Origin of the sequence: Ihubacter massiliensis (assembly GCF_024125305.1) — a bacterium.
GTDB lineage: Bacteria > Bacillota > Clostridia > Peptostreptococcales > Anaerovoracaceae > Hominibacterium > Hominibacterium faecale.
On the sequence record NZ_JAMXVH010000001.1, the window covers coordinates 871,208 to 894,795 of the forward strand.

Below are 23,588 nucleotides of genomic sequence, written 5' to 3' on the forward strand. Positions count from 1 at the left end.
TCACCTCGCCGAATGTTTCTTAATATCAATGCGCCCTTCTGAAATCAGCAGTCCTGCCAGGGTCAGAAGAATTCCCAGTATCATTAATCCCGTTATCTTTTCATGGAGCACCACCACAGAGGTAACCACCGTGATAACCGGACAGATATAAATGTAAATGCTGGTTTTGACAGCTCCCACAGTCTTGACCGCAAAGTTCCAGGTTACGAAACAGACTGCTGAAGCGCCCAGCCCCAGAAAGAGAATATTGAACAGGTATACCGGGCTTGCAAGCCGGGACAGTTCTCCATGAAAATCAAAGAGCAACAGGGCCGGCACCATAAATAACAGTCCGTAGATAAAGGTTCTTCTGGTGGTCTGAACGGTGGGATACCCGTAGCTGCTGATTTTCTTGGTCAGCAGGGAGTAAAACGCCCACACCAGCGCCGCGGTCACGGCCAGCAAATCTCCCATTGGATTGAGCTTAAGCGCGCTTCCATTAAAGCTGATGAGGCAGATTCCGGCCATCGCCGCCGCAAAGCCAATAAAAAAGCTGGTTTTCAGCTTTTCCTCTCCTTTCATGAAGAGGTGGGTTAATATCCCTGTGAAGAAGGGAGCCACGGACAATATGACACCTACGTTGGAGGCCATCGTATAGGTCAGCGCAATATTCTCCAGCAGATAATACAGGCAGACGCCGCATAGTCCGGCAAGGGCAAAGGTAACTTCCTGTTTGCGTTCTGTCAGTCGAAGTCTGCGTGGATACACCAGGATCAACGCGGCCAGTCCCAGAAGAAAACGGAAGAACAAGATTTCGATGGGCGTAAAATCCGTTAAAAGTATCTTTGTCGAGATAAAGGTCGTTCCCCATACAAGGATTGTAAACAAAGCTGCTCCATGGCCTTTCATCGCTGGATCAACTGTCATCGCTTGCCTCCTGCTTGCCTGTTTTCGGTGAATATATTTTGATATTGTTTGGGTGTCAGCCCGATGAAGCCTTTAAAGGCGTTGGTAAAATGGCTTTGATCTGAAAATCCGGCAAGTCCGGCTGCCTCAATCGGTGATGTGCCTCTTTCCAACATCCTCTTCGCCTCCTGAATACGGATCGATTGCAAATATCGGTATGGCGATACACCTGCTTGCCGGGTAAAGGACCGCACCAGATAGGACTTGCTGATTTTGGCCACATCCGCCAATTCATCCAGGGTAATGGCGGTGCTGTAATTTTTCTCCATATAATCGCATAGCTTTTGAATTTCTTCACTTGGGCCTTCCGGTATTCTGTCCGCCTGACAGGAAAGAAAGTCTTTTAACATCTGCTCGATCAAGAGATAAAACAGTTCTTCCTTTTCCATTTTCGGCAGGTCGTCCACAATGGCCTGGTAAAGGGCGTCAACCTGTCCGCTCAATTCGCATTGAACGACTGCGGTTGGTTCAAAACGCGGCGTCAGATTCCGGCCGGTAATGTCCATTGCAGCCTGCCTCATCCGTTCTTCCGGGATATTAAGCGCTCGGTATTCCAGGCATTCCTCGTTAATCGGCGCGCAGTGGTGGCTGTCCTTTGGATTGAACAAAACCAGATCACCGGCCGCCAGCAAGTATTCGTTTCCCTTGCACCACAGTTTTCTCCGGCCTCCCTCGATAAATCCGATTACATAATAATCGTGAAAATGGTTGGGGAATTTTTGAACGCTGCCGCTGAGCCTGTATGCTTCTATCTTCAAATCTTTATCGTAATATACAAAACGTTGTTCCTGATGACATAGCATGCCGTTACCTCCTCTTTTTAGATAACCGGATTGTATCATGGAGACACAGCAAATTCTTGTAAAATATGCTCCTTTTGCCGAAGCATATAGGATAGTATATCATTTCTTGCAGTGTATTTTCATTTTTTTTTCAATTTCTATTCGAAATTGGGCCTTATCGGCATGTTTGTCTAAAACGCAGCAATCCGGTTCCAAAATTGCTGGAACCGGATTGCGGAAAATTTTAAAATCATATTGATTTTTTACGCAAAGTTGTGGGTTAGCGGGGTCTCAAATTGAAAAAATGGAGAGCTTCCTGCTCCGAGACTGATTCAATGAGGTTCAATCGTTGAAAAATGCGTAAATTCCGCATATATTTTTTGTTTTTTACGCATAAACTTACCCGCTGATCAGAATTATATAGCCTCAATCCACGCCTTCAAGTCTTCCTCTCCCACTCTTCCATTGAGAATCCGGCCTTCTTTGATAACCTGCACATTATATACTCTGAAATCCTTTCTGTCTTACTTTATTCCATCTCAAACATTTTCAATCTGTTTCCGTTGAGATTCAAATTTTCGGAAAATACGTTTTTCAAATTTGATGTAAGCCAGGGATGCTGCCGCGCCTATCATATTCACAAGCATGCTTACGATGAATACGGTATTTACAACTGCGCTGCCTGCCAAAGTCGGGCCAATCAATGCTGAAATAATCATGGCTATTCCAAATATCCCCAGATTTGTACCATAATGCTTTACCCCAAAGACATTCATAACGACGGATGCCTGAACGGTTGCGTATCCCCCCTGCCCAACTCCCAGAACCAACGTTACGGCCGCGAACATACTGTATACGCCTTGCGCCATTACCAGATACACGATCAGTACCAATGCCGATACTGCGCTTATTGCCAGCAGTGTCGATCCGCCTCCAATTTTATCCACGAGAATTCCGGATATCAGACCGCCAATCCCAGTTCCGATAAAGATCAACATGCTAAAGAAAGCTCCCTGCGTATCAGAAACCCCCAATGCTGATTGCGCCATCAGAGACACATTGCCGGTCATGCTGTACCCTCCAACTTGCAGACCAAGCAATGCTACAAATAACATATAAAATGCAGGCGTCTTTATCATTTCGATCCAGTTGTATTCCGGACCCGCCAAAAGGGATTCCACAGGGTTTCCTTCTTCCTCCCATTTCTCCGGGATATATCCTTTCGGTGGGTCTTTCGTAAAAAAGGACACGCCTACTATTACAATGCCAAAGATAATTCCCATTCCTATGATCGTCGTCGTTACAGACGTCAAATTAATACACTTTGCAACCGGTATCATCAGAAAGGAAAACAATGCGATTCCCGGTCCAAAATACAGGCCCATTGCAAGTCCTCTTTTATCTGGGAAATACTTTCCGATCGAGGATAACTGCGCCATCATCAGCCCCATCATTCCGAACCCCGCAAAAACACCGCCAAAGGCGATGAATGCCGCAGCGCTTTTTACAAAAGCGCTGACGACAATAGAGCCCGCATATAATGTGCCGACGGCCATCAGGAGTTTTCTTTCTCCAATTTTTTCGCTGATTTTGCTGCAAATAATCATGGCGGGAGAATAACACCAGATCGCAACGGTAAAAACAAGCATCAACGTTACAACAGGCCAGTTCCTTGTTTCATTCAGAGGTCCCGCGAGTACAGAAATAAAATATGGGAACTGAATTGCCTGCAATATTATGATATGCAGCAGTAAAACGATCCACCTTTTTTTATCGATAGACATTTTGAGATTCACACTCCTTTCGGCTCACTTACTGATTGTATATGTATGTGCTCCTATTGTTTCAGTGGCAGCATCAATATCGCCTCTGATGAAATCTGACGCGTCTGCATTTCTCTTCAAAACTCGATCCATATGTGCGAGAATCAGACCTCGCCACACTTCTTTTGCAGTGTTTCCGTCAACCAGCTGGCCCGGTCTGCAGCATCTTTCCGCCATCAATTTCAGATTCATTTCAGGGTCAGGGAAAATGTTTGCAAGTCTTACAAGGAAATCCTTCAACCAGACTTGTCCGACATCATCAATGTCATCAACAAAATGATTATGATCAGCTCTGAACATGATAACCATCCTATATTCATTCTCCAAACGCTTTAGATTTTCCAGCTGTACCTGTAATGGAATAATGCAGTCTCTGTCAGCACAAAGAATCAAGGTCTTTGTATCTTCGGAATACTTACTAAAATCGATCTCCGGCATTACGTTCAGCGGGCCGGACTCATACTTAAAATCACTGCGAATGCCCGGACACATTGGTACGGATGCGATTACTCTTTGATCAATGGATGGCGCCATAAAGGATGTCCATCCCCCATAGCTTGCGCCTGTTATGCCAATACCGGCTTCTATATCTATATTCCTTTCCTTTTCAATAACCGTATCGATTAAGAAAGGAATATCCCTGAATCTGCTTTCGCCAATTGCAGTTACATGTTTTTCAAGCGCGTTATAATCATGAATGGTTTCCTGCTTAGTAAAGAATGCATCCACTTCACCAAATGTACCTACAGGAAAATCCGCGGAGATAACAACATATCCATAGCTTGCCAAGTGTGTTCCGATAAAGGTGGACTCTCTTCTGTGGCCAGCCCATCCGTGGGCCAGAATAACGAGTGGATACTTGCCCTGCGCTGCGTCCGCATCACGAACCGCATCTTGCGAAGCTGTTGATTCTTCGTCCATCCCTTCCACAAGCCATACTTCCTGATAAACGTCCTTCGTCTTTGGATCAAGATCCATGCCCGCGTATTTTTCTGCCGCGGGGTACCAGATTTCAACGTTCAGCACAACGCCCCTTGTTTCATCTGTATAACAATCTGACTTTACTCCTACCGGATAGCTTCCCCTTACAAATGGATTATACTTCTTTAACATTTTTTCACCTCTTCATTTTTATAAATTGACTTTTAATAAATCATTTCTACAGCATATCGCTGGCAACGGAGATAATTTTCCATCGATCATCTTTTTTTACTAGAAGAAAAATATCCATTGCATGTGTTTTTCTTCCATTGGAGAAATTCATGATAAAGTGTTGTCTCACCCAGGCGATGTCGCCGATGACTTCAATATCGTTGGAAACCGGGCTTTCTGAATAGCCTTCTTCCTGCAAATGATTGCCCATCTGCGCCTTTGTATATTCCACCAATGTCAACAGCGAAATCTCTTTGTCCTGCGGAAACACGCGCAGCGACAGCTGTGCGGATTCATAGAACAAACTCATAAACACATCCCATTTGGGCATGCCTCCCGGAGGAAAAGCCAACACATCATACGCTTTTTCGACAACATCATTGATGATCTGTTTCTCCTTTTCGATTGCCCTGTTCATTTCTTCTCCTTTCCAAAATTTATCATTACCGATATCCTCTCTTTCGTGTTTATTTTATTGTTAAACTGCATGCTAAACAAGAAACCACAGTCTATATATCTTTATGCTGCAGTATCTTTATTTCAAAGGTATAGCACTCTGGTATCATCTTGTCGTTTTCAGCAATAATAAAAAGAGCCATCGCACCAGACCGGCTTGTTTCTCCGATCATTGGTGCGACGGCTCCTCAAATTCTTTTTATAACTGTTTATTCTTCATCAATCATCTTTTCATCAATCATAAGCTTTAAAAGCTGATATTTGTTTTTTGTGTCTGTTTTACTTAATATGCTATTGAAATGTCGCTTTACTGTATTTTCAGATACGTGCAAAATCTGCGCAATTTCTTTATTTTCTTTCCCTTCCTTCACATGATCCAGTAAGATCATTTCACGTTCTGTAAAATCATATTTTGTTTTGAAGCGCTCTTGTCGTTTTGTGGCAAAATAATGAGCCTCCTCCACATATGATTTCAGCAGCATGCTCCCCATATGCGGCTGAAACACCTTTATCATCCGTACTTCCTCTTCGGAAAATGTGGTCGCTGCTCCTGTTCTAAGCAATGAGATAATCCCCAAACACATTTCATTACCGCATATAGAAAAATTATATGCTTCCGTAACATCATATTTCTTCATTACGTTGCTATAATATGTGTTGGTCGTTTTTATAGCCGTACTAAGCATCTCTTTTTCATCTATACAGCAGGGCTCCTTTTCATAGGCCATCCAGCTGAGATAGTCCGATCTTCCTTGTGCATTGATAATATCCAGCATGCGAGAAGCTTTTTCACGTGAAAAGTCTGATTCTATCACTCGGTTTACAAAACACTTTTCACCATCCTTTTGGTGGCAAACCAATGTAAAGACTCCAATATCATAAGGAATCACACTTCTGATTAATCGCAGGATCGTCTTTCGATCCCCTTCAGAAGCGGAAAGCTTTGAAATTTGTACCGATATTTCATTTAGTTTCATCCAGATATGATCAGGAATCATGACTTGCCCTCCTAATATAGAAGTTTAAGATTCAAGCACCCAGCTGAGGCTTATCCGTCTTATCATTTGATTATATCATGAGTTCCTGACCTTATGGAGTTTTTTCTTATAAGTTTAGTCCGTCAATCCACGCCTTCAAGTCTTCCTCCCGCACCCTTCCATTGAGAAGCCGGCCTTCCTTGATCACGGTATCTTTTGACACGCTGTCTTTTAGCTTTTGCATAGTCTTTCCAAAGCCGCTGCCGCCTGATGTGGCGAACAAAACAATCGTTTTGCCTGAAAAATCGTAGGTTTCGAGAAAGGTATTAATGATCTTGGGAGCCACGTACCACCAGATGGGAAATCCCAGGAAAACAACATCGTAGGCATCCATGTTCTCTACCCGGTTTGATATTTCCGGGCGTGATGCCGGTTCTTTCATTTCCATGGTGCTGCGGCTTTTCTTATCCATCCAGTCCAAATCGGCCTGGGTATATGGAACTGTTGGCTTGATTTCATGCAGATCCGCGCCTGCTGCCGCAGCCAAGGTCTCTGCGGCCTTTGCGGTCACACCGCTTGCAGAAAAATATGCAACTAAAACGTTTTTCATTTTCTTATTCCTCCAATTTCCTGTAATATTCATCTGTTACTGGTTCCAGCCACTCATTTGAAGTCTCTTCTCCGGGACATTCCACTGCCAAATGGCTGAACCAGCTATCAGCTTTAGCTCCATGCCAGTGTTTCACTCCCGCCGGTATGGTCACAACGTCACCCGGCTTTAAGCTCTGCGCCGCTTTGCCTTCCTCCTGGTACCAGCCTTCGCCGTCCACACAGATGAGCAGCTGCCCGCCGCCTGCTTTGGCATGATGGATATGCCAATTGTTCCGGCAGCCCGGCTCAAAAGTCACATTGGCGACAAAAACCGTCTCCTTGGGATCGGTCAAGGGTTTCAGATAGCTGTTTCCGATAAAGTACTGGGCGAATGCCGTATTGGGTTCCCCCTGGCCGAAGAAACCGCCGTGTTCCTCTGTACCTGAGACTTCAGCATGCACGCCTTTACCCGCGCGAAAGGCATCGCTGCCTGCTGTCTGTTTTTCCATTTTCTTCATCCCCCTATTTCAAGTTTTCCCGAAAGAATTCCGCCAGCTTATCAAAAGGTATGATATCGACCTGATCATATAAATCCGTATGAACTGCACCCGGAATGATCAACAATTCTTTATGATCACCCTTTAATTGCTCAAAGACATCCTTACTAAAGTAGCAGGAATGGGCTTTTTCTCCGTGAACCAGCAATACGGCGCTGCGAATCTCACTGCTATACTGGAGGATCGGCATGTTTAAAAAGGACAAGGCTGAGGTTGTGTTCCACCCGTCATTGGAATTCAGCGACCGCTGGTGATAACCCCGGCTGGTCTTGTAATAGGCGTGGTAGTCTTTGACAAAGAACGGCGCATCTTCCGGTAATGGATCTACAACGCCGCCTGCCCGCTCATAGCTGTTTTTCTTGTAATCGATGGTTCTCTGGGCGTTCAGGGCTTTTCGTTTTTCGTGCCGTTCTTCCTCACTGTCTTCCGAATCAAAGTAACCCTTTGCGTTTACCCGGCTCATATCGTACATGGTGGAAGCAACCGTCGCTTTGATTCTGGTATCAATGGCTGCGGCGTTTAACGCCATGCCTCCCCATCCGCAGATACCGATGATGCCGATTTTTTCAGGATCCACATTGTCCTGCACGGACAGAAAATCCACCGCCGCCTGAAAATCCTCCGTGTTGATATCCGGCGAAGCCACATATCTTGGACTTCCGCCGCTCTCCCCGGTAAAGGACGGATCAAATGCAATCGTTAAAAAGCCTCTTTCTGCCATCGTCTGTGCATAGAGTCCGGAGGCCTGTTCTTTTACTGCTCCAAAGGGCCCGCTTACTGCGATTGCAGGCAGCTTTCCTTCGGCCCCGGCCGGCTCATAGAAATCAGCCGCCAAAGTAATGCCATAACGGTTATGAAAGGTGACTTTTCGGTGGTTCACCTTGTCGCTTTTTGTAAATGTCTTATCCCAAACTTCTACTAAATTTAATTTTTCTTCCATTTTTTAAATCCTCCTCTATTTGATCGATTTGCCCATAGCATAAGCTTTTCTCAGTGACGAATGTCCTTCTATTGAACCGGCATCATCCACGCCTCCAGCGAACACCGTACCCGCCAGATTAGCCTTTTCATAGCATGCAATCCAGCCCTCCAGTCCGTGGATCGCTCTCTCATCTACCCCCTCTTCCTCTTCGGCTGCGGAAGAAAGGAGGTAAATGTCGCGGAAAGCATAGTCCGATGGATAGAGCGAGTTGGCTCGATCGAGCAGCGTCTTCATCTGCCCGCTCATTTCATAATAGTAAATCGGTGTCGCGTAGACGATCACATCCGCCCGCTTCATTTTCTCCGCAATTTCAATGGCATCGTCCTCAATCACGCACTTGCCCTGCTCCTGGCAGGCCAGGCAGCCTTTGCAGAAACCGATGTTTTTATCCTTCAGTGATATTTTTTCTACAGCATGGCCAGCTTCCTTCGCACCTTCTATAAAGGAATCCGCCAGCAGTTCCGAATTGCTTTGATTCCTCAGGCTGGTGCTGATAACGAGAATGTTCTTGATCATAGAAAAACCTCCTTACAATCAGATTGATCTTTTTATGGTAATGTGTTATGCTTATGGTAATACCTAAACCTGACTTTAGGTCAAGATGTTTTTTGAACTTTTTTTGAAAGGAAGGAAATTTTTTATGTATTCCATTGGCAAAGTGTCCGAAATGTTTCAGCTGCCAATCTCCACCCTGCGCTATTATGACAAAGAAGGGCTGTTTCCCCAAATGAAAAGAGCTTCCGGTATCCGCCAATTTGATGAACGGGAAATCGAAGCTCTTCGGGTCATCGAATGTTTGAAAAAATCCGGGATGGAAATCAAGGATATTAAGCAGTTTATGGAGTGGTGTTCGGAGGGAAGTAGCACCTATGCCCAGAGGCGCGATCTTTTTCTGAAACAAAAAGAGGCTGTGGAGCAGGAGATCCACCGAATGGAAAAGGTGTTGGATATGATTCGTTTTAAGTGCTGGTATTATGAAGAGGCCATTAAGGACGGCAATGAAGACCGCCTCCATGAAATGACACCGGAGCAGATGCCGGAGGAAATACGGGATGCCTATTATCATGCCCATGAGGAGTGATGCGGCTGCCCAGCGTCACGCAGCCATAAAAGTTATGAACTCAACTTCGATCATAGGCCATCCAAATCGTAAAATCGTATCGAACGCTGGCCCCATTGGGCTTCTTTCACACCATCCCCCATATGAAAATCATTTCCCTGCCCAGCGCTTGCATTGCTGGATGCGCTTGCCATCGTCACCTTGCTTTTCGTCATAGGCAAACTGATTCAGCAAAGCGCAGGGGAACTCGCCGCACTGCCCGCAGTGATGGTAATCCCTGGCCTCGCAGCAGCCTTTGACAGGACACTTGTCGCCCCAGAACGGTTTGTCGATATGTACGCAGCCTTCACATCCCATCTGCTCTTTATAACTACACTCACTGCACAGGATGCCGCATCTTGATTCAACCATAAATATAATCCTCCGTTTTTGTCTCAATCATAGTATAAGGAACACGACAACTGTGTGTCATGTTCCTTATAACTAATGCGACGCCCGGGTGTTTTTTTCTGGTGCGAATGATACAGCATAAATGCTCTTTGCCTCATTATTAGTTTAAAGAATCGATCAGTTCCTGCACTTCGATAAAAAATCGAGACAAATGAAAACCGTCTGCAACCGCGTGATGAATATTCATAGTGACCGGCATCATATAGCTGCCGTGTTCTATTTCATATTTACCCCAGGTTATTACTGGCGCAAGAAATTTGCCTTCGTCAAAAACATGGACATCGAAATGTCTGTATTTTACCCATGGCAGACAGGATACGTCGAAAAAGTTTAAAGGCTGATTTTCTACAAAAGAACGCTGGTGTTTATGCTGCTCCATATCGGCCATGCATTGTGAATGAAATTCAAATAAATCATCCGAAAACTCCGTAATAAATTTTGTGAAATTCTCATCTTCTTTGTGAAAATCAACGTAGGATGGAGAAATAGATTCCCACTTGATCAAATCACCGTCCCTGTCCCAGCCATACTTAAATTCATCATGCCCGTTGACAATTTTTGAAACGACCCAAATCATTGAGGGGTAAAACTTCAAGCTGTTTTTCTTCGAAAATCCGATTAAATTGGATACATCGATATCAACCGTTAAGCTCATGACAATACGCATATGATCAATATAGCTTTTAAACAGGCTCCCCCTGCTCCATTCATTCAAATCAACTTTTGTATATTTACTTTCCATATCCATTCTCCTGATTCACATTGGCTTTAAATTCTTGTTCAGCCGGTCCACCATCCAGGCAAGACGCTTTTCGCGCCCCGCATCTGTCTTTGCGTCAAAATATGCCCGCGTATAGGTTTTCTTTACCGACAAGGACATGGACAGGAAATTGGTATAAGCGGGATCATATTGCTTCAGCAGCGCAGCCAAAGAATCGATCATATCTTCGGTCACCTCCGGATTTTTGGGAGCATTCCATTGGCCGTTTTTCTTGGCTTCTTCTATCTGAGCCCGCCCATAATCCGTCATAAGACCCTGTTGTTCCAACTTTTCAACCAGGGCTTTGTTTTTCTCCGACCATTTGCTGTTTTTTCTGCGCATAGAAAAATACTTTTTGTAAGTTTTCTCGTCAATGCGCTGCATTTGCCCGTCGATCCAGCCAAAGCAGAGGGCTTCCTCCAGCGCTTCGCCCGCCTTGATCGTTTTCGGCCCGCCCGCCTTGCCGAAAAGCAGCCAGACACCGGACTTGGACAGACAGTTCTCAACCAGCCACTCCCGAAACTCCTCTCTTGTGGAAAACTCCATTATCTCATTCATCTTACTTCTCCTGACTCTGTTCATCTTGCCGGCCCACCATATCCGCCCAATGAACCTTCCCTAAGATCCTACTTCGTGAAACCACATTTACCGTTTCCCAATCACACATTCACCATTTGAATAACCGGATCGTGTATGGCTGATTTGAAAATCTTGCTTCTTCATACAATCGATGAGCGTGTGCATATCAAATTCTCGGTGGCAGTCCATGATTCATATAAGAATAATTTAGCTTTCCAAATCGTTTCCCATTTATCGTCAGTGCGTCGTTTTCAAGGCTTGTCTGAACCATACCCACTTTCTCCATTGCCCGTGTTGAACCAATATTGTTTTCTGCACACCAGGCTGTGACCGTGGATATTCCCTCATCTTCTGTCAAATAAGCAAGGACCCGTCGTAACGCCTCAGTTGCAAATCCTTTGCCCCAGCGGCTGCGGACGATGCTCATACCAATTTCAATGCTATTTTCTTTCTGATCATAGTCATAAGCGCCGATTGTTCCGACCAGCCGGCCTTCATATTCGATCGCCCATCCATAAAAATATGCATTGCTGTAACCATCTAAAAAATGCTGTATTGTTTCCTGGGCCGTTTCTTCTGTCGCATATGGGTTCCAACCGGAATATTCATACATTTTTTCGTCACTGCCAAAACACCGATACAGCATCTGCGCATCCTCAAACACATGCTTCCGCAATATTAGCCTTTCCGTTTCCAACTTAACTGTACCTTGCATATCAAATTCTCCTTAGCAAGCCGGGATTTACATAATCGTAATATGAAATCTACATCTTATATCTGCAGTATCTTCCTGTCGTAATGATATCTCCCCCATTACATTCATAAGGTATTTCTTTTACAAATCGAAACCCTAGTTTTTGAAGAACACGGCCAGAAGCCTGATTTTCTACAGCATACGCCGTACTGATCTCTTTTATTTTCATTACTTCAGCCGCATATTTAATTACTGCACGCATAGCTTCAGTCACATACCCATTTCCCCAAAAGTTCTTGCCAAGATTATAGGAAATATCCCAATGTCTTTCGTCATCATTGAAAAAAAGTCTAATGTTCTTACAGATTGGGATTTCCGTAAAAATCCGATTATATTTTATCATCCTCAGCCCGATATCTGCCAAACTTCCCTTTCGTACTTTTCTTTACCTTATACATCGCTTTGTCTGCCAGCTTTAACAGTTCCTGACTGGTGCCGGTATGCTCGGGATAATACAAATATCCGCCGGAGAGACTCACTGCCACATGCTCTCCATCAGGCATCACAAGATCTGACTTTTTCATATGGCTGTATAGGCAGTCCAGGCAGTCCTCTATCTCCTGCTGGGATTTGGCGCCGTAGATTACCAGCACAAACTCATCCCCGCTTAATCTGGCCGCCAAATTATGGGGGCAATCGCAGCCCTGGAGCAGATCCGCAGCGGCCTTTAGCATCTTGTCGCCGTAATCATGCCCCCAATGATCGTTGGTATATTTTAAGTTATCCAAATCCGCCATCAAAACCATTGCTGTTTTCAGTTCTTCCGGTTCCTGCAGCAATGCGTCAAACTTGCTGAAGAAAGCCCTGCGGGTATACAACCCGGTGAGCAAATCCACATCCCGTTCTCGCTCGATCTTCCGTTTTTCTATGATTTCTGCTGTCATATCCACAACGATTCCCAGCGTTTTTCTTTCCTCTTGGTAAAACTTTATTTTTACATAATGTTTGCGCCCTTCGTCCTGGTCAATGAGATAAACATCTTTCTCCAGTTCATAGGGATGGGTGCAGATCTCGGCAATTTTTTCAGCAAAGCGTTTCCTGCTGGACAGGATTTGGCGAAGCTCCTCTTCTGGCATCAGCAGGATCTCCCCGATTTTGCTCGTGGCCAAAACCCGTTCCATGTCCTGATTATATTCGTAGACAGCAACCGGAATATCGACACTCTGGAATACCAAAGAAAGCTTGCTGGTAGTCTCAAGAAGGCTCTCGACCATATGGTTTAAATTACTGCTTAACATGGCAAATTCAGGAGAATGATCGATCTCCACCCGGTAATCCAAATCTCCGGCCGCGATTTTTTTCGTTCCGGCAATGATACCGTAGATTCCGTTAATAATCATATTATCCAATATCCTAAGGAGCAAAAGAATCACCACGATGGCAAGGAGAGCCAGGCTGAAAATAATCAGCGCCATATTGGACGGGACATTTTCATAGATTTTTTCATGCGTGCCGCTTACACAAACTAAGACGTTGTCCGTTGCTTCCATGACACAGTAATTATCCTTTCCGCCAAAGGTGATCTTCCCGCTCTGCCGCTCTTTTCCCAATTCAGGAGCGCTCACATCCAGGCCGAGGTCTGCTGCCTTTTTATTCAGCAGCTGCTTATCAGTAGAACCTGAAATTTTGCCTGTATCTAAATCCACAGCAAAAATCGTGATGCCGTCCTCTGTTGTCATCAAATCAAAGATATGGGATAATTCATTCTTTTTCATGGCCTCCAGAAGGCGGATCGGTTCCATTCCAATCTGAACGATCCCTTTCTGGTCCTCACGCCACACGGCGATATACTGCATCAGTTTGTTTTCAGCAGTATTGGGCGTCACTTCCTGGCAAAGCTGCATGGATTTATCTTTCAGCATGGGGAGAAAGAATTTCATTTGCTCCCCGGATTCAAAGGTATAGTTATAATACTTGGGAACTGAGCCGGAAAACAGCTTTCCCTTTGTATCAAAAAGATGCAGTTCATCCACCTGCAACAAAGATGCGATTTTTCTAAGCTCCTTTAGATCATCGATTACTTCCGGCTGATTCTGTATGATATAGGCCGCAGCTTTTGCCCGAACAAAATAATCCTCTTCTAAATTTTGCTTCAATTTCTCAATCTCCGCACTGTTCTTCTCCAAAATCTCCTTAACCTGGTTGATCCTGAGTTCCGCGTTGGTTTCCATCGCTTCTCTTGCAGATTTGATTTGGATATAATAGCTTAAAACCGCCGTCGCGGCCATGCTGACCACGATAACGATGCATAGTCGAAGCGTAATGGCTTTTTTCATGGTGAGCCTCCCCAGAGCAATATAAGTTTATTGTATCATGGACCTTAGCCTATGGCTATAGAATATAACGAAAGAGCACAAGAAGAAAGCTGCCGCATGCAGCGACAGCCTCATAGGTCGAGCTTCCCCTTCTCAAGATTTTAACCAAATTCGATTTTTATCTGGAGAAACTTTCTTTTTTGTTACGATATAATTCCTCAAAGCGTCTGTCATCGTAACACCGCTTTCTTTCCCATCAAATTTTCCTTCTGGGAATGTTCCCTTGATATAGGAGATGGTATACAGGGCGTCCGACTGCAATTTGCTGCCGTCCTCCATGGTCACATCAGCAACCCTGCCCCCCTCCTCATTATCCAAATGATAAGTAACCTTCAGGCCAGATACGGCAAAGGGATGAAACCGGCTGACTTGGCCATCCTGCTGTTCTTTTTCCGACGTTGCTCCATATTCCAGCAGCGACAAAAGTTCGTTCCCTGTCACCGAAATGCTCATACCCTTTAGCGGTGTATCCGTCCGAGGTTTGGCGACACGGGTTATGTCATCTTCCGTGACAGCTCCTTTGTATAGCTTTGTGCCCGTCCCCCCTACCGGGTCATAACCGTTCACCTCCGATACACCGATCAGGGCAACATCCGCATCTGTGGCAGTACGCAAAGCATCTGCTTTCAAACAGCCGGTCTGCAAGACAGAAAAATCCGCCTCCGCCTCGCCTAATGCCGGAACGGACGGGGCTCCCTGCTCTAAAATCGAACTGCATTTATCCAAAATTTCTTTGCTGTCCACCTCTCCTCGGATGAAGGCCCCAATATCGTTTTCCAATACAGACGAAAACATATCATAGGTGGGCCGCATGATATAGCGTCCGCTTTCGATCTGCGTGCGTATCTGCTCAAATACCGGATCGTCAGGGATCTCACCGTTAATGGTGGCGGGCATCATACCCAGCCCATCCTCGACTAGGAGCTTCTGTCCCTCCTCAGAGGCGATAAAATCCATAATTTTCATCACAGCCTTGAATTTTTTTTCGTTTCCCGGCTGCTTCAGTTCTTTGTTCGCTCCAAAATAGAAACCCAAGTTCAGAAGCCAGCCCTGGCCATCCGTCATGCTGAAATGGGGCATAAAGCAGAATTCATCCTTGCTGCTTTCATTGAGTATCTTTATGTGGTCGATCTCCCCGCTGCCGATGGCCACCTGCCGGCGGACCAGCGCCTCCAGATTGGCGCTGAACGGAACCTCTATGTCCTCCGCCCGGACGGCCCCAATATCCATCATACGCTGCATATCCTCAAAAGCAGTTTCCATTGGCGCCAGCGAAACTTTTTCCCCCGCCATGAGCTGATTATGCCATATTTGCCCGCTTACCTGCGTCAGGGTATCCAGTGCGGAAAATACACAGTATTGGTAAAGCGTGTAGCTCTGCGAAGCAGAATCAAAATAACTGTTTCGAAATCCCCGAATCCCGGTCTTATCGATCTTCCTGCTTAAAGCTAACAGCTCTTCATAGTTTGTGGGGACTTCCCAGTTGTTCTTTTCAAACAGCGTCTTGTTATATATATTGCAATTAAAGCTTAGCGGCCCCGGAATCAGGTATATATGGCCGTCTTCATCCGCTTGGAAGGCATTGCTGTTAATTTTAATAGGGAATTTCTGAGTGGACAAATCGATCAACTGATCGGACATATCAATTTTGGGAATATGGCCTGCTTTCACCATTACGATGTCTCCAAAATCATTATTCTCCATGCGGGCAATATGTTCGCTGATCCGATACTGTCCCGTATAACAGTCCTGTACCAGCCTGATATCATCAAACCGCTCCTCCACGGACGCTGCAAAATGGTCCAGCTTGGAATTGCATGTTATGGTTATGGTCAGCTTATCTTCATCGGACTTTGAGAGCCCCAGCAAAGCTTCATCCGCCCCAGCCTCCTGGGACGAACATCCCACCAGTATTCCCAGTATGGCCGCCAGGCACGAAACTACGGCAAGCCCTTTTTTAAACTTCTTCATTCTGCCTCACCTCGTTTTCTGAGACCAATTTCCGGATCTCTTTCATCATAACGGTTAAATCCAATGGTTTGGCAAAATGGGCGTTCATTCCCACCTTTTTCGCCAGCGCGATATCATCAGAGAATGCATCGGCTGTCATTGCGAAAATCAGCACTTGGCCTGCATCTGCCCGTTCCATCTGCCGGATGGATTTTGTTGCCTCATACCCGTTCATGACAGGCATTTGTATGTCCATGAAAATCATATCATAAAAACCGAACGGCGAATGTTCAAAGCGCTCCACAGCTTCCTGTCCGTCATGGGCCGCATCCACCGCCGCGCCTGCGCTTGACAAAATCTCCTGGGCAATCTCCAGGTTTATATCATTATCATCGACCAGCAACAGTTTTTTACCCGATAAAACCTCCTGATCCAGGATTTGCATCGGCTGCTCCCAGTCGCAATGGAGGTAATATTTTTGGATATTATGGTAGAGCGTTGATTTAAAGAAGGGTTTTTGGATAAACCCGTTAATTCCCGTTTCACCAGCCTCCACTTCTATGCCGGACCAGTCATAGGCGCTGATAATCAGAATTGGGACCTCTTCTCCCACAATCTCCCGAATTGCCTTTGCCGTATTGGTTCCTTCCAGATCCGGCATACGCCAATCCAAAAAAATCATTTGATAATCGTTTCCGTTCTCAGCAGCCTCCGCAGTCATGTTGACTGCATCCCTGCCCCCATAAGCAATATCCGCCTTCGCTCCCAGCTCCTCCAGATAGCCGGCCGCGGAGCGGCAGGTTTCCGGATCATCATCGGCCACCAATACGCGGATAGCCGGCAGCTTCATCTCCTCCGGCGCACCGTCAATGGGAATATCCACCTCCACAGTAAATACGCTCCCCTTGCCCGGTTCACTATGGACGGTAATAAAACCGCCCATCATGGTCACGATCATCTTTGTAATGGCAAGCCCCAGGCCGCTGCCCTCGATTTTATCGACCCTGCTGTCCCGTTCTCTGGTAAATAGCGTGAACAGATTCTTCTGGAATTCGCCGGACATTCCGATTCCTGTATCCGCCACTTTAAAAATAAAGTGGGCAAAGGTTTCATCCTTTGCAGGCTCTTCTATCACATCCAGACTGATGCTGCCTCCCTCCGGTGTGAATTTTACGGCGTTTCCCAATAAATTGATCATCACCTGGTTCATGCGCAGAGAATCAAAAATCAAATTCTCATGGCGGATACTATGTAATCGGATATTAAATACCTGCTTTTTACGGTGAACGGTCGGCTGAGTAATGCTTACCAGATTCTGCATCAGATCCACCAGCGAGGCCGTATCGTTATTGAGAACCATTTTGCCGCTCTCAATCTTGGACATGTCCAGAATATCATTGATCAGCCCCACCAGCAGGCGGCCGGACAAATCTATCTTTTTCAGGCAGTCCTCCACTTTATCCGATTCCCCGATATGGTCCTGCGCGATCTTTGTCATCCCGATGATGGCATTCATCGGTGTCCGTATGTCATGGGACATATTGGAAAGGAACTGGCTTTTGGATCGATTGGCGCTTTCGGCGGCCTTGCGCGCAGCCTCTTCTGCTCTCAGCACTTTTCTGGCCGAATCCGAATACAGCAGGATAAAGGCGACCACAATCAGGGCGCCGATCAGAAACATACACAGAAAAGTAATCATCGAAGAGTGCATCAAACGTCCGCTGACCACATCGACAGGCACCATGGTAACCAGCTGCCAGTCGTCCACGCCCACCGGCGTATGGTTTATGTAATATTCCGTATCTCTTAAATCAACCGTCATCAGTTCCTGCTCGCCGCTCCGTATATGACTTCGGAGATCATCAAGGGAGCCGCGCTTGAATTCAGCCTCTTCCAGGCTGTTTATCATATTATAGCCGGGGATGACTTCTTCCTGGCCGGAGCGGAAAAGGGCGACACCATCCTGGTGGATAATGTACATCATGACTTCTCCGTTATAAGCCTGGATATTGAGCATATCGAAGAGGTTTTTGCTGTTGTAGGACACGCCCAATGCGCAAATGTTTTTGCCGTTAATGTTTTGTTTATCGATCGGTATAAAAAATATCAAACTGCCTTCTGTAGAAAGCATGTTGTCAAGGATAATTGGCTGCCTGTCCGTAAGCAGTTTTGCAGTAACTTCTTTGCTTGATAGCAGCGAAAAGGATTGTTTCCTGTCGTAATACATTGCGTTCTCATCCACCAGGCATAAGGAATCAAATCCAAAATCCGCTTTCTTTTCCTGAATATAGCTGCCCAAGGCCGTCCAATTATCGCCGGGAGAGTCCAAAAAATACCGGTAAAACATATCGAGCATATTCCAGTGGTCGCGAGACTGCTTTTCGATGGATGAAGCAATCTGCCCCGACAATTCATCCAAATACTGAGAACCTTCCTCATATGTCGTCTGGCGAATCAGCATAGAATTAAAGATAAGCGTGACGGCTACAATTAAGCCGAAACCTATCACAAGTATTTTTTTCCAAAACTTCATAAAATAGTTTTTCATTGATCCGTGTCCCATCTTTTATACGATCTTCTTTTGATCTTTTGCAGCCTTGGTACCCATACAGAACTATTGTAATGGATCAGGACCGGAAAATCAACTGCAATTTCCTATTGGGACGCTGCCCTTTTCTCTTTTAATCGCAAGCAAAATGAGCCTGCCGTTTTTATCCGGCGGACCCTCTTGCAGCATATTTTAACTAAATCAAATCCTTGCGTTCCGCGCGGTATACGGACAGTGCTGCAAACCCAAAGGGAAAACGGCTGGGAATATCAAGCTGTTTACCATTGTGAAATCGCCCACATTGGCTTGTTAAAAAATTTTTCAGTATGGTGCTGATTTCCATGTCGTCTCCTACCAATAAAATCTTATTCATTTGCAAAGCTTTCCTTTTTTGTTAAAACGTCCGTCTTTCGGCTCTGACCCGGCTGTTCGATTTTCAATGTGTCAATCCACGTTTCAATCGCCTGTGCCAGGGTATATTGCTGATGCAAAACGGCCATGCCGGTCGCTGGAATTTCCGGATCGTTTTCTTTTGCGGCAAGGTTTTCTTCCAGATATCCTTTTAACACTTTGATGTTGCTTCCGATCTCTTGCAGACATTCCGCCTGTTTTTCTTTTGGCAGACTTTCCAAGTTGACAATCACGGCATTGAAATCCAGAAACAAATGGATAGGCTTGCAGGAAATTTCCTTCATCAGCCGTTGAAATTGCTCATTCCCTTTTTCGGTCAACGAATAAATGGATTTCTCCGGCATCCGCCCTTCCTTTTCTATGCGGCTTTTGATGTACCCGTTTTCCTCCAGTTGTATGACTTTTTTATAAATGGAAGGCGTGCTGATCTTGACCCATTTTGAAATATTGCGATATTCCACTTGCTTCTGAAGGTCATATGCGCTTAACGCTTCTTTCTTTAACATTCCTAATACAATTAAATCAATGGTCGCCATAAAATTTTCCTCCTTGCGCTCTTGACAACTACTATAAATTATAGTAGTATTCTGTTTGCATTTCAACTAGTATAATTTATAGTAGTTGAAATTATACTTTTGTTTTGTGAAAGGAGACACATTATGAATGGTCAAAACAAAAAAATGGAGCTCTTGGGGACTGCTCCGATTCCCAAAGCGCTCCTGGCTATGGGGATCCCTACCATGATCGGTATGCTGGTCAACGCCCTCTATAATCTTGTAGATGCTTATTTTGTCAGCGGCCTGGGGGAAAGTCAGATGGGGGCTATTTCTGTCGTATATCCTCTGGGGCAGGTGATCGTAGGATTGGGGCTGCTGTTCGGAAACGGAGCTGCCTCTTATATTTCCAGGCTTTTGGGGTCGGGAAACTTAGAAAAAGCCAATAAAATTGCAAGCACCGCATTATACAGCAGTCTTTTCGCAGGAGCATTGGTCATCGCCTTGTCCGTTGTTTTCCTGCATCCGATTTTAAAACTGCTGGGCGCGACCCCGGGCATCCTGCCCTATGCGGCGACCTATGCCGGTATTTATCTCATTTCCTGCATCTTCAATGTATTCAACGTGACGATGAACAATATCGTCACCAGTGAAGGCGCTGCGAAAATCACCATGTGCGCTTTATTATTGGGCGCGGTCCTCAACATCGGATTGGATCCCCTGTTTATTTACACGTTGGACCTGGGCATTGCCGGAGCGGCAATTGCTACCGCAATCTCCCAAATCCTGTCTACATCGGTGTACCTGCTGTACATGTTCAGAAAGAAAAGCGTTTTTCTATTCAAAATCAAGGATTGTACTTATTCAAAAGAAATCATGTCCCAAATCTTTAAGATCGGAATCCCTACTCTCGTTTTCCAAGTATTGACGAGCCTTTCCATCTCTTTCATCAACAACGCCGCGGGGAATTACAGCGACGCTGTGATCGCGGCAATGGGCGTGGTGACCCGCCTTGTGTCCATAGGCAGCCTGACGGTCTTTGGCTTTATCAAAGGGTTTCAGCCGATCGCCGGCTACAGCTACGGGGCAAGAAAGTTTGACCGCCTGCATAAATCGATCCGCACTTCCATACTGTGGTCAACGATTTTCTGTGTTGTTTTGGGCTTGGTCTTAATACTGTTTTCTACCTCAATTCTCACCCAATTCACAACTGGTAATGTCGAAATGGTTGCTGTAGGGGCTAAGGCCCTGCGGGCAAATGGGATCACATTTATGCTTTTCGGGTTTTATACGGTGTATTCTTCTCTCTTCCTGGCCTTAGGCAAGGGAAAGGAAGGCTTTATCCTCGGCGCCTGCAGGCAGGGGCTCTGCTTCATTCCGGTTGTCCTCATCCTGCCGCTTTTTTGGGGCATCAACGGAATTTTATATGCCCAGCCCATTGCAGATGTCTTATCAGCTGTGATTGCTGTGTTTATGGCGGTTCATCTGCACAGACGGCTGGAGGTGTGTTGACGTGGATTGTGATTTTTTTCCGGATTGGTTTCGGGAAAAAAGCCTTGGATTTTTTGGAAATTTACCTTTTTTTCAACGGTTGCGCCCCCTTAATCTGATTTGAATCCGCTTTTTACATGCCTGGCACTCATTTTTCCAAGACGAGGCCTCGCAGCCCCGCATCTTTGCGTAAAAAATCTCGGATTTTTTTAAAGTTTACCGGATTTCGGCTGTTGCTGAAAGTCTGCGCCGCACTGCGCCAGGTATGGCAGACCGCTCCCGCAGCTTTGATAGATGGAAAACACGGTTTCTTTCAAAGAAGCCATGGCAAAACTCGGCATCTCCGAGACGGATCTTAACGAAGCGGAGGACGTGGAAGCAGGCGTTATTCCGGTGGAATCAAATTGTCCTTAATTGCATCCAGAATTTTTAACCCCCTCGAATTCGAAGGGGTTAAAACCCGGATTATTCTAGCAGCCTTCCATTATCATTCCACTCTCCATACATGATTCCTTTTCTAGTATTTTCAATCAATTTTTTTAATCTACTCTGAAACAGCTCCGGCTGTTTCTTTTTGATTTGGATTGTATCGATTCGTACTCGTTGATATAACTGCGGAAATTTATTGAAGTTTTCCCAAACTACAGAATCACTTTTCAAAGCTTGCAAAAGCTCTTCATCAATCACAAACCCATTTGGTGACATGTCAGGCAATACCGCTCTACCTGCATCTGTCATTTTTCCTTTGCGTTCCAATCTTCTGCATCGTTCTTTATTCAGCTCTGACCATATGCTGCCCTTTCTTCGTGGGGCCAGTCTCTGTACAGTTATTCCGCTATCCATCTTTTTTGTTGTGCTATCGATCCAGCCAAAACACATGGCTTCCTCAACTGCGTCTATATACCAGAAAGTGCCATTATCAACCGGCCTTCCACGTTTCACTGCCACCCAGCATTCTTTTTCCTTGTCATGATTATCTTTTAGCCACTCTCGCAATTCATCGCGATTTTTAGCTGTAAGCAAATTCTTCAATTCCATACCAGTTCTCCAAATTCTTATTTGTCCAAATTGCTCTGAAGTTTAACTCAAAACTTCATATGCTCACTCAATCTCCCATACGAAGGTGGCCGTGTCACTCACATGAATGTCATCTGGCTCAATCTCGATTGAATTTTCCATCACAGGTGCTGCATCATACAAATACTCTTCTGCCAAACTATATCTGGTATTGGAGTAGATGTTCAGCTCACTCCAGTTATAATCAATCGAAAGGAGCTGCCCCAGTTTTACGCCGGATGCTTCACAGAGCAGTTCTGCCTTTCGCTTTGCATTGGAAGCCGCCTCACGCAGGAGATTCTCCTTTACTGCCGTAGCATCCTTTACGGTAAAGGAAATACTCAACTCTGGGTGTGCCAGACATTTTGCGATAGTTGCCAATGCCCGTGACAATTTCTTCATATCAAAATCAAACGAGAGCTTCAACTGGTGGCTGCATACGAAGCCGTTAAATACTTTTTGGTAGTTTCCCTGCTTATCTTTGTAACTGTCGTAATCTGTATCCACATGAAAATTCGTAGTCTTCACAGCATCTTTCTCCAAACCAATGGAAACAAGACTATCATTTAGCTGTATTAACTGCTCTGCTGCCTTATCCATTGCTTTATCGTATTCCTCATCCTTGGCTTTCAGTTTCATGGAAAGTACTACAAAGTCAGGTTTTGTTAATATTTTACCGACTCCTTTTACTGTAATTGTTCTTAACATATTCGCTCCTTCCATTATCTTTCCACTCTCTATACATGATTCCTTCTCTAGTATTTTCAATCAAATTTTTCAATCTACTTTATCATAGTTATCGTTCGATAACGAACCTCACCGTTTCCTTCAATTGCTCACTAAATTCTTCAAGTTCCTCATAGGTGATCGCACCTTCATTTATGAGCGAAACAATGTTATAAACCAGCTTCGAACTATTAGTATAGGTCCACCAAATCCACTGAGCCTGCATGAGCTCAAATCACAAGCCGACTGTATGATCACAAACGACAAAGCATGATATATTCTTCCTCATTTTCATCTACAATTTCAAATCCTATTTTTCGATACATGTTTACCGCATAATTTGCTTTCTGTACGGCAAGTGACGCTTGTTTGTACCCTCTGTCTTTCAAAATACGGAGCATTTCTTGCATCAAAGCAGCTCCAATGCCCAATCCTCGATATTCTTTATATAGGGAAATCGCAAAGGAAGGTGTCGCATCATCAATATGCCCATAATCATCCATAATACGGACCCAAACAGCACCTACCATTTTGGGGCCAACCTCCGCAACCAAACCTATATCGTCTTTTTTCTTCCCAAAGTCGGCTACATAAACCTGCAATTCCGGCTGATTGATAATTGATTTGGGCGGTGCGGGCACTCCCTCCGGCACAAAGATAGCTTCGTACAAAAAAATTTCAAGCAAACAATATTCTTCTTTTAAGATTTCTCTGATTATGTACTCCATA

The 23,588-nt window shown here is 45.1% G+C and carries 25 protein-coding genes; 2 read left to right on the forward strand and 23 right to left on the reverse strand.

Annotated elements, in window-relative coordinates; genetic code table 11:
- The 10 genes from NIA71_RS03945 to NIA71_RS03990 all read right to left on the reverse strand — a co-directional run bounded on the left by NIA71_RS03945 (window position 1) and on the right by NIA71_RS03990 (window position 8,781).
- Complete coding sequence (locus NIA71_RS03945; protein ID WP_253019714.1) at window positions 1-906, reverse strand: DMT family transporter; 906 nt, start codon at window positions 904-906, stop codon at window positions 1-3.
- On the reverse strand, window positions 903-1,748 hold the full coding sequence (locus NIA71_RS03950) for a helix-turn-helix domain-containing protein (RefSeq protein ID WP_253019715.1): 846 nt from the start codon (window positions 1,746-1,748) through the stop codon (window positions 903-905). Before NIA71_RS03950 ends, NIA71_RS03945 begins: the two co-directional genes overlap by 4 nt.
- A gap of 518 nt (window positions 1,749-2,266) precedes the next feature.
- The gene (locus NIA71_RS03955; RefSeq protein ID WP_148395291.1) at window positions 2,267-3,511 is read right to left on the reverse strand and encodes an MFS transporter; all 1,245 of its coding nucleotides are present in this window, start codon (window positions 3,509-3,511) and stop codon (window positions 2,267-2,269) included.
- A 24-nt stretch (window positions 3,512-3,535) separates the two neighbouring features.
- Window positions 3,536-4,663, reverse strand: coding sequence for an alpha/beta hydrolase family protein (locus tag NIA71_RS03960; protein ID WP_148395292.1), 1,128 nt, complete (start codon window positions 4,661-4,663; stop codon window positions 3,536-3,538).
- Window positions 4,664-4,709: 46 nt separating this feature from the next.
- Complete coding sequence (locus NIA71_RS03965) at window positions 4,710-5,120, reverse strand: nuclear transport factor 2 family protein (RefSeq protein WP_253019716.1); 411 nt, start codon at window positions 5,118-5,120, stop codon at window positions 4,710-4,712.
- A 247-nt stretch (window positions 5,121-5,367) separates the two neighbouring features.
- Window positions 5,368-6,156: a helix-turn-helix transcriptional regulator gene (locus NIA71_RS03970; RefSeq protein WP_227755115.1), complete on the reverse strand. Its 789-nt coding sequence runs from the start codon at window positions 6,154-6,156 to the stop codon at window positions 5,368-5,370.
- A 106-nt stretch (window positions 6,157-6,262) separates the two neighbouring features.
- Window positions 6,263-6,745, reverse strand: coding sequence for a flavodoxin (locus tag NIA71_RS03975; RefSeq protein ID WP_148395295.1), 483 nt, complete (start codon window positions 6,743-6,745; stop codon window positions 6,263-6,265).
- A gap of 4 nt (window positions 6,746-6,749) precedes the next feature.
- Window positions 6,750-7,235: a cupin domain-containing protein gene (locus NIA71_RS03980; RefSeq protein WP_253019717.1), complete on the reverse strand. Its 486-nt coding sequence runs from the start codon at window positions 7,233-7,235 to the stop codon at window positions 6,750-6,752.
- A 13-nt stretch (window positions 7,236-7,248) separates the two neighbouring features.
- Window positions 7,249-8,223 (reverse strand): alpha/beta hydrolase, encoded by a 975-nt coding sequence (locus NIA71_RS03985; protein ID WP_253019718.1) that lies wholly within the window; start codon window positions 8,221-8,223, stop codon window positions 7,249-7,251.
- Window positions 8,224-8,238: 15 nt separating this feature from the next.
- The gene (locus NIA71_RS03990; RefSeq protein WP_227755113.1) at window positions 8,239-8,781 is read right to left on the reverse strand and encodes a flavodoxin family protein; all 543 of its coding nucleotides are present in this window, start codon (window positions 8,779-8,781) and stop codon (window positions 8,239-8,241) included.
- Window positions 8,782-8,905: 124 nt separating this feature from the next.
- Here NIA71_RS03990 and NIA71_RS03995 point away from each other — a divergent pair, with 124 nt between their 5' ends.
- Window positions 8,906-9,346, forward strand: coding sequence for a MerR family transcriptional regulator (locus NIA71_RS03995; protein WP_148395299.1), 441 nt, complete (start codon window positions 8,906-8,908; stop codon window positions 9,344-9,346).
- A gap of 129 nt (window positions 9,347-9,475) precedes the next feature.
- On the opposite strand, the gene NIA71_RS04000 is transcribed toward NIA71_RS03995, so the two are convergent.
- The 10 genes from NIA71_RS04000 to NIA71_RS04045 all read right to left on the reverse strand — a co-directional run bounded on the left by NIA71_RS04000 (window position 9,476) and on the right by NIA71_RS04045 (window position 19,628).
- Complete coding sequence (locus NIA71_RS04000) at window positions 9,476-9,736, reverse strand: DUF3795 domain-containing protein (protein ID WP_148395300.1); 261 nt, start codon at window positions 9,734-9,736, stop codon at window positions 9,476-9,478.
- 139 nt (window positions 9,737-9,875) lie between these two features.
- Window positions 9,876-10,517, reverse strand: a complete 642-nt coding sequence (locus NIA71_RS04005) for a CatA-like O-acetyltransferase (RefSeq protein ID WP_227755112.1) — start codon at window positions 10,515-10,517, stop codon at window positions 9,876-9,878.
- Window positions 10,518-10,532: 15 nt separating this feature from the next.
- Window positions 10,533-11,093, reverse strand: a complete 561-nt coding sequence (locus NIA71_RS04010; RefSeq protein WP_253019719.1) for a YdeI/OmpD-associated family protein — start codon at window positions 11,091-11,093, stop codon at window positions 10,533-10,535.
- A 187-nt stretch (window positions 11,094-11,280) separates the two neighbouring features.
- On the reverse strand, window positions 11,281-11,829 hold the full coding sequence (locus NIA71_RS04015; RefSeq protein WP_227755110.1) for a GNAT family N-acetyltransferase: 549 nt from the start codon (window positions 11,827-11,829) through the stop codon (window positions 11,281-11,283).
- Window positions 11,830-11,878: 49 nt separating this feature from the next.
- Window positions 11,879-12,211 (reverse strand): GNAT family N-acetyltransferase, encoded by a 333-nt coding sequence (locus NIA71_RS04020; RefSeq protein ID WP_227755109.1) that lies wholly within the window; start codon window positions 12,209-12,211, stop codon window positions 11,879-11,881.
- A complete protein-coding gene (locus NIA71_RS04025; protein ID WP_253019720.1) occupies window positions 12,198-14,144 on the reverse strand; it encodes a GGDEF domain-containing protein in 1,947 nt (648 codons plus the stop codon). Before NIA71_RS04025 ends, NIA71_RS04020 begins: the two co-directional genes overlap by 14 nt.
- A gap of 132 nt (window positions 14,145-14,276) precedes the next feature.
- Complete coding sequence (locus NIA71_RS04030; protein ID WP_148395306.1) at window positions 14,277-16,154, reverse strand: extracellular solute-binding protein; 1,878 nt, start codon at window positions 16,152-16,154, stop codon at window positions 14,277-14,279.
- Window positions 16,141-18,681, reverse strand: coding sequence for a hybrid sensor histidine kinase/response regulator (locus tag NIA71_RS04035; protein ID WP_253019721.1), 2,541 nt, complete (start codon window positions 18,679-18,681; stop codon window positions 16,141-16,143). Before NIA71_RS04035 ends, NIA71_RS04030 begins: the two co-directional genes overlap by 14 nt.
- 196 nt (window positions 18,682-18,877) lie before the next feature.
- A complete protein-coding gene (locus tag NIA71_RS04040; RefSeq protein ID WP_227755107.1) occupies window positions 18,878-19,054 on the reverse strand; it encodes a hypothetical protein in 177 nt (58 codons plus the stop codon).
- Entirely contained in the window at window positions 19,047-19,628 is a 582-nt protein-coding gene (locus NIA71_RS04045) for a PadR family transcriptional regulator (protein WP_148395308.1), read from the reverse strand. The genes NIA71_RS04040 and NIA71_RS04045 overlap by 8 nt, the downstream gene beginning before the upstream one ends.
- 123 nt (window positions 19,629-19,751) lie before the next feature.
- On the opposite strand from NIA71_RS04045, the gene NIA71_RS04050 reads away from it, so the two are divergent.
- Entirely contained in the window at window positions 19,752-21,098 is a 1,347-nt protein-coding gene (locus tag NIA71_RS04050; RefSeq protein WP_253019722.1) for an MATE family efflux transporter, read from the forward strand.
- A 444-nt stretch (window positions 21,099-21,542) separates the two neighbouring features.
- Here the strand turns inward: NIA71_RS04050 and NIA71_RS04055 are convergent, their stop codons facing one another.
- The 3 genes from NIA71_RS04055 to NIA71_RS04065 all read right to left on the reverse strand — a co-directional run bounded on the left by NIA71_RS04055 (window position 21,543) and on the right by NIA71_RS04065 (window position 23,587).
- On the reverse strand, window positions 21,543-22,115 hold the full coding sequence (locus tag NIA71_RS04055) for a YdeI/OmpD-associated family protein (RefSeq protein ID WP_148395310.1): 573 nt from the start codon (window positions 22,113-22,115) through the stop codon (window positions 21,543-21,545).
- Window positions 22,116-22,178: 63 nt separating this feature from the next.
- Window positions 22,179-22,841: an SIMPL domain-containing protein gene (locus NIA71_RS04060; RefSeq protein WP_148395311.1), complete on the reverse strand. Its 663-nt coding sequence runs from the start codon at window positions 22,839-22,841 to the stop codon at window positions 22,179-22,181.
- Window positions 22,842-23,113: 272 nt separating this feature from the next.
- Complete coding sequence (locus NIA71_RS04065) at window positions 23,114-23,587, reverse strand: GNAT family N-acetyltransferase (protein WP_227755105.1); 474 nt, start codon at window positions 23,585-23,587, stop codon at window positions 23,114-23,116.
- Window position 23,588 lies beyond the last annotated feature (1 nt).

Excerpts from the sequence above, each read along its gene's own strand:
- NIA71_RS03945 (WP_253019714.1), bottom strand. The coding sequence starts at position 906 with ATGACAGTTGATCCAGCGATGAAAGGCCATGGAGCAGCTTTGTTTACA.
- NIA71_RS03950 (WP_253019715.1), bottom strand. The coding sequence starts at position 1,748 with ATGCTATGTCATCAGGAACAACGTTTTGTATATTACGATAAAGATTTG.
- NIA71_RS03955 (WP_148395291.1), bottom strand. The coding sequence starts at position 3,511 with ATGTCTATCGATAAAAAAAGGTGGATCGTTTTACTGCTGCATATCATA.
- NIA71_RS03960 (WP_148395292.1), bottom strand. The coding sequence starts at position 4,663 with ATGTTAAAGAAGTATAATCCATTTGTAAGGGGAAGCTATCCGGTAGGA.
- NIA71_RS03965 (WP_253019716.1), bottom strand. The coding sequence starts at position 5,120 with ATGAACAGGGCAATCGAAAAGGAGAAACAGATCATCAATGATGTTGTC.
- NIA71_RS03970 (WP_227755115.1), bottom strand. The coding sequence starts at position 6,156 with ATGATTCCTGATCATATCTGGATGAAACTAAATGAAATATCGGTACAA.
- NIA71_RS03975 (WP_148395295.1), bottom strand. The coding sequence starts at position 6,745 with ATGAAAAACGTTTTAGTTGCATATTTTTCTGCAAGCGGTGTGACCGCA.
- NIA71_RS03980 (WP_253019717.1), bottom strand. The coding sequence starts at position 7,235 with ATGGAAAAACAGACAGCAGGCAGCGATGCCTTTCGCGCGGGTAAAGGC.
- NIA71_RS03985 (WP_253019718.1), bottom strand. The coding sequence starts at position 8,223 with ATGGAAGAAAAATTAAATTTAGTAGAAGTTTGGGATAAGACATTTACA.
- NIA71_RS03990 (WP_227755113.1), bottom strand. The coding sequence starts at position 8,781 with ATGATCAAGAACATTCTCGTTATCAGCACCAGCCTGAGGAATCAAAGC.
- NIA71_RS03995 (WP_148395299.1), top strand. The coding sequence starts at position 8,906 with ATGTATTCCATTGGCAAAGTGTCCGAAATGTTTCAGCTGCCAATCTCC.
- NIA71_RS04000 (WP_148395300.1), bottom strand. The coding sequence starts at position 9,736 with ATGGTTGAATCAAGATGCGGCATCCTGTGCAGTGAGTGTAGTTATAAA.
- NIA71_RS04005 (WP_227755112.1), bottom strand. The coding sequence starts at position 10,517 with ATGGAAAGTAAATATACAAAAGTTGATTTGAATGAATGGAGCAGGGGG.
- NIA71_RS04010 (WP_253019719.1), bottom strand. The coding sequence starts at position 11,093 with ATGAATGAGATAATGGAGTTTTCCACAAGAGAGGAGTTTCGGGAGTGG.
- NIA71_RS04015 (WP_227755110.1), bottom strand. The coding sequence starts at position 11,829 with ATGCAAGGTACAGTTAAGTTGGAAACGGAAAGGCTAATATTGCGGAAG.
- NIA71_RS04020 (WP_227755109.1), bottom strand. The coding sequence starts at position 12,211 with ATGATAAAATATAATCGGATTTTTACGGAAATCCCAATCTGTAAGAAC.
- NIA71_RS04025 (WP_253019720.1), bottom strand. The coding sequence starts at position 14,144 with ATGAAAAAAGCCATTACGCTTCGACTATGCATCGTTATCGTGGTCAGC.
- NIA71_RS04030 (WP_148395306.1), bottom strand. The coding sequence starts at position 16,154 with ATGAAGAAGTTTAAAAAAGGGCTTGCCGTAGTTTCGTGCCTGGCGGCC.
- NIA71_RS04035 (WP_253019721.1), bottom strand. The coding sequence starts at position 18,681 with ATGAAAAACTATTTTATGAAGTTTTGGAAAAAAATACTTGTGATAGGT.
- NIA71_RS04040 (WP_227755107.1), bottom strand. The coding sequence starts at position 19,054 with ATGAATAAGATTTTATTGGTAGGAGACGACATGGAAATCAGCACCATA.
- NIA71_RS04045 (WP_148395308.1), bottom strand. The coding sequence starts at position 19,628 with ATGGCGACCATTGATTTAATTGTATTAGGAATGTTAAAGAAAGAAGCG.
- NIA71_RS04050 (WP_253019722.1), top strand. The coding sequence starts at position 19,752 with ATGAATGGTCAAAACAAAAAAATGGAGCTCTTGGGGACTGCTCCGATT.
- NIA71_RS04055 (WP_148395310.1), bottom strand. The coding sequence starts at position 22,115 with ATGGAATTGAAGAATTTGCTTACAGCTAAAAATCGCGATGAATTGCGA.
- NIA71_RS04060 (WP_148395311.1), bottom strand. The coding sequence starts at position 22,841 with ATGTTAAGAACAATTACAGTAAAAGGAGTCGGTAAAATATTAACAAAA.
- NIA71_RS04065 (WP_227755105.1), bottom strand. The coding sequence starts at position 23,587 with ATGGAGTACATAATCAGAGAAATCTTAAAAGAAGAATATTGTTTGCTT.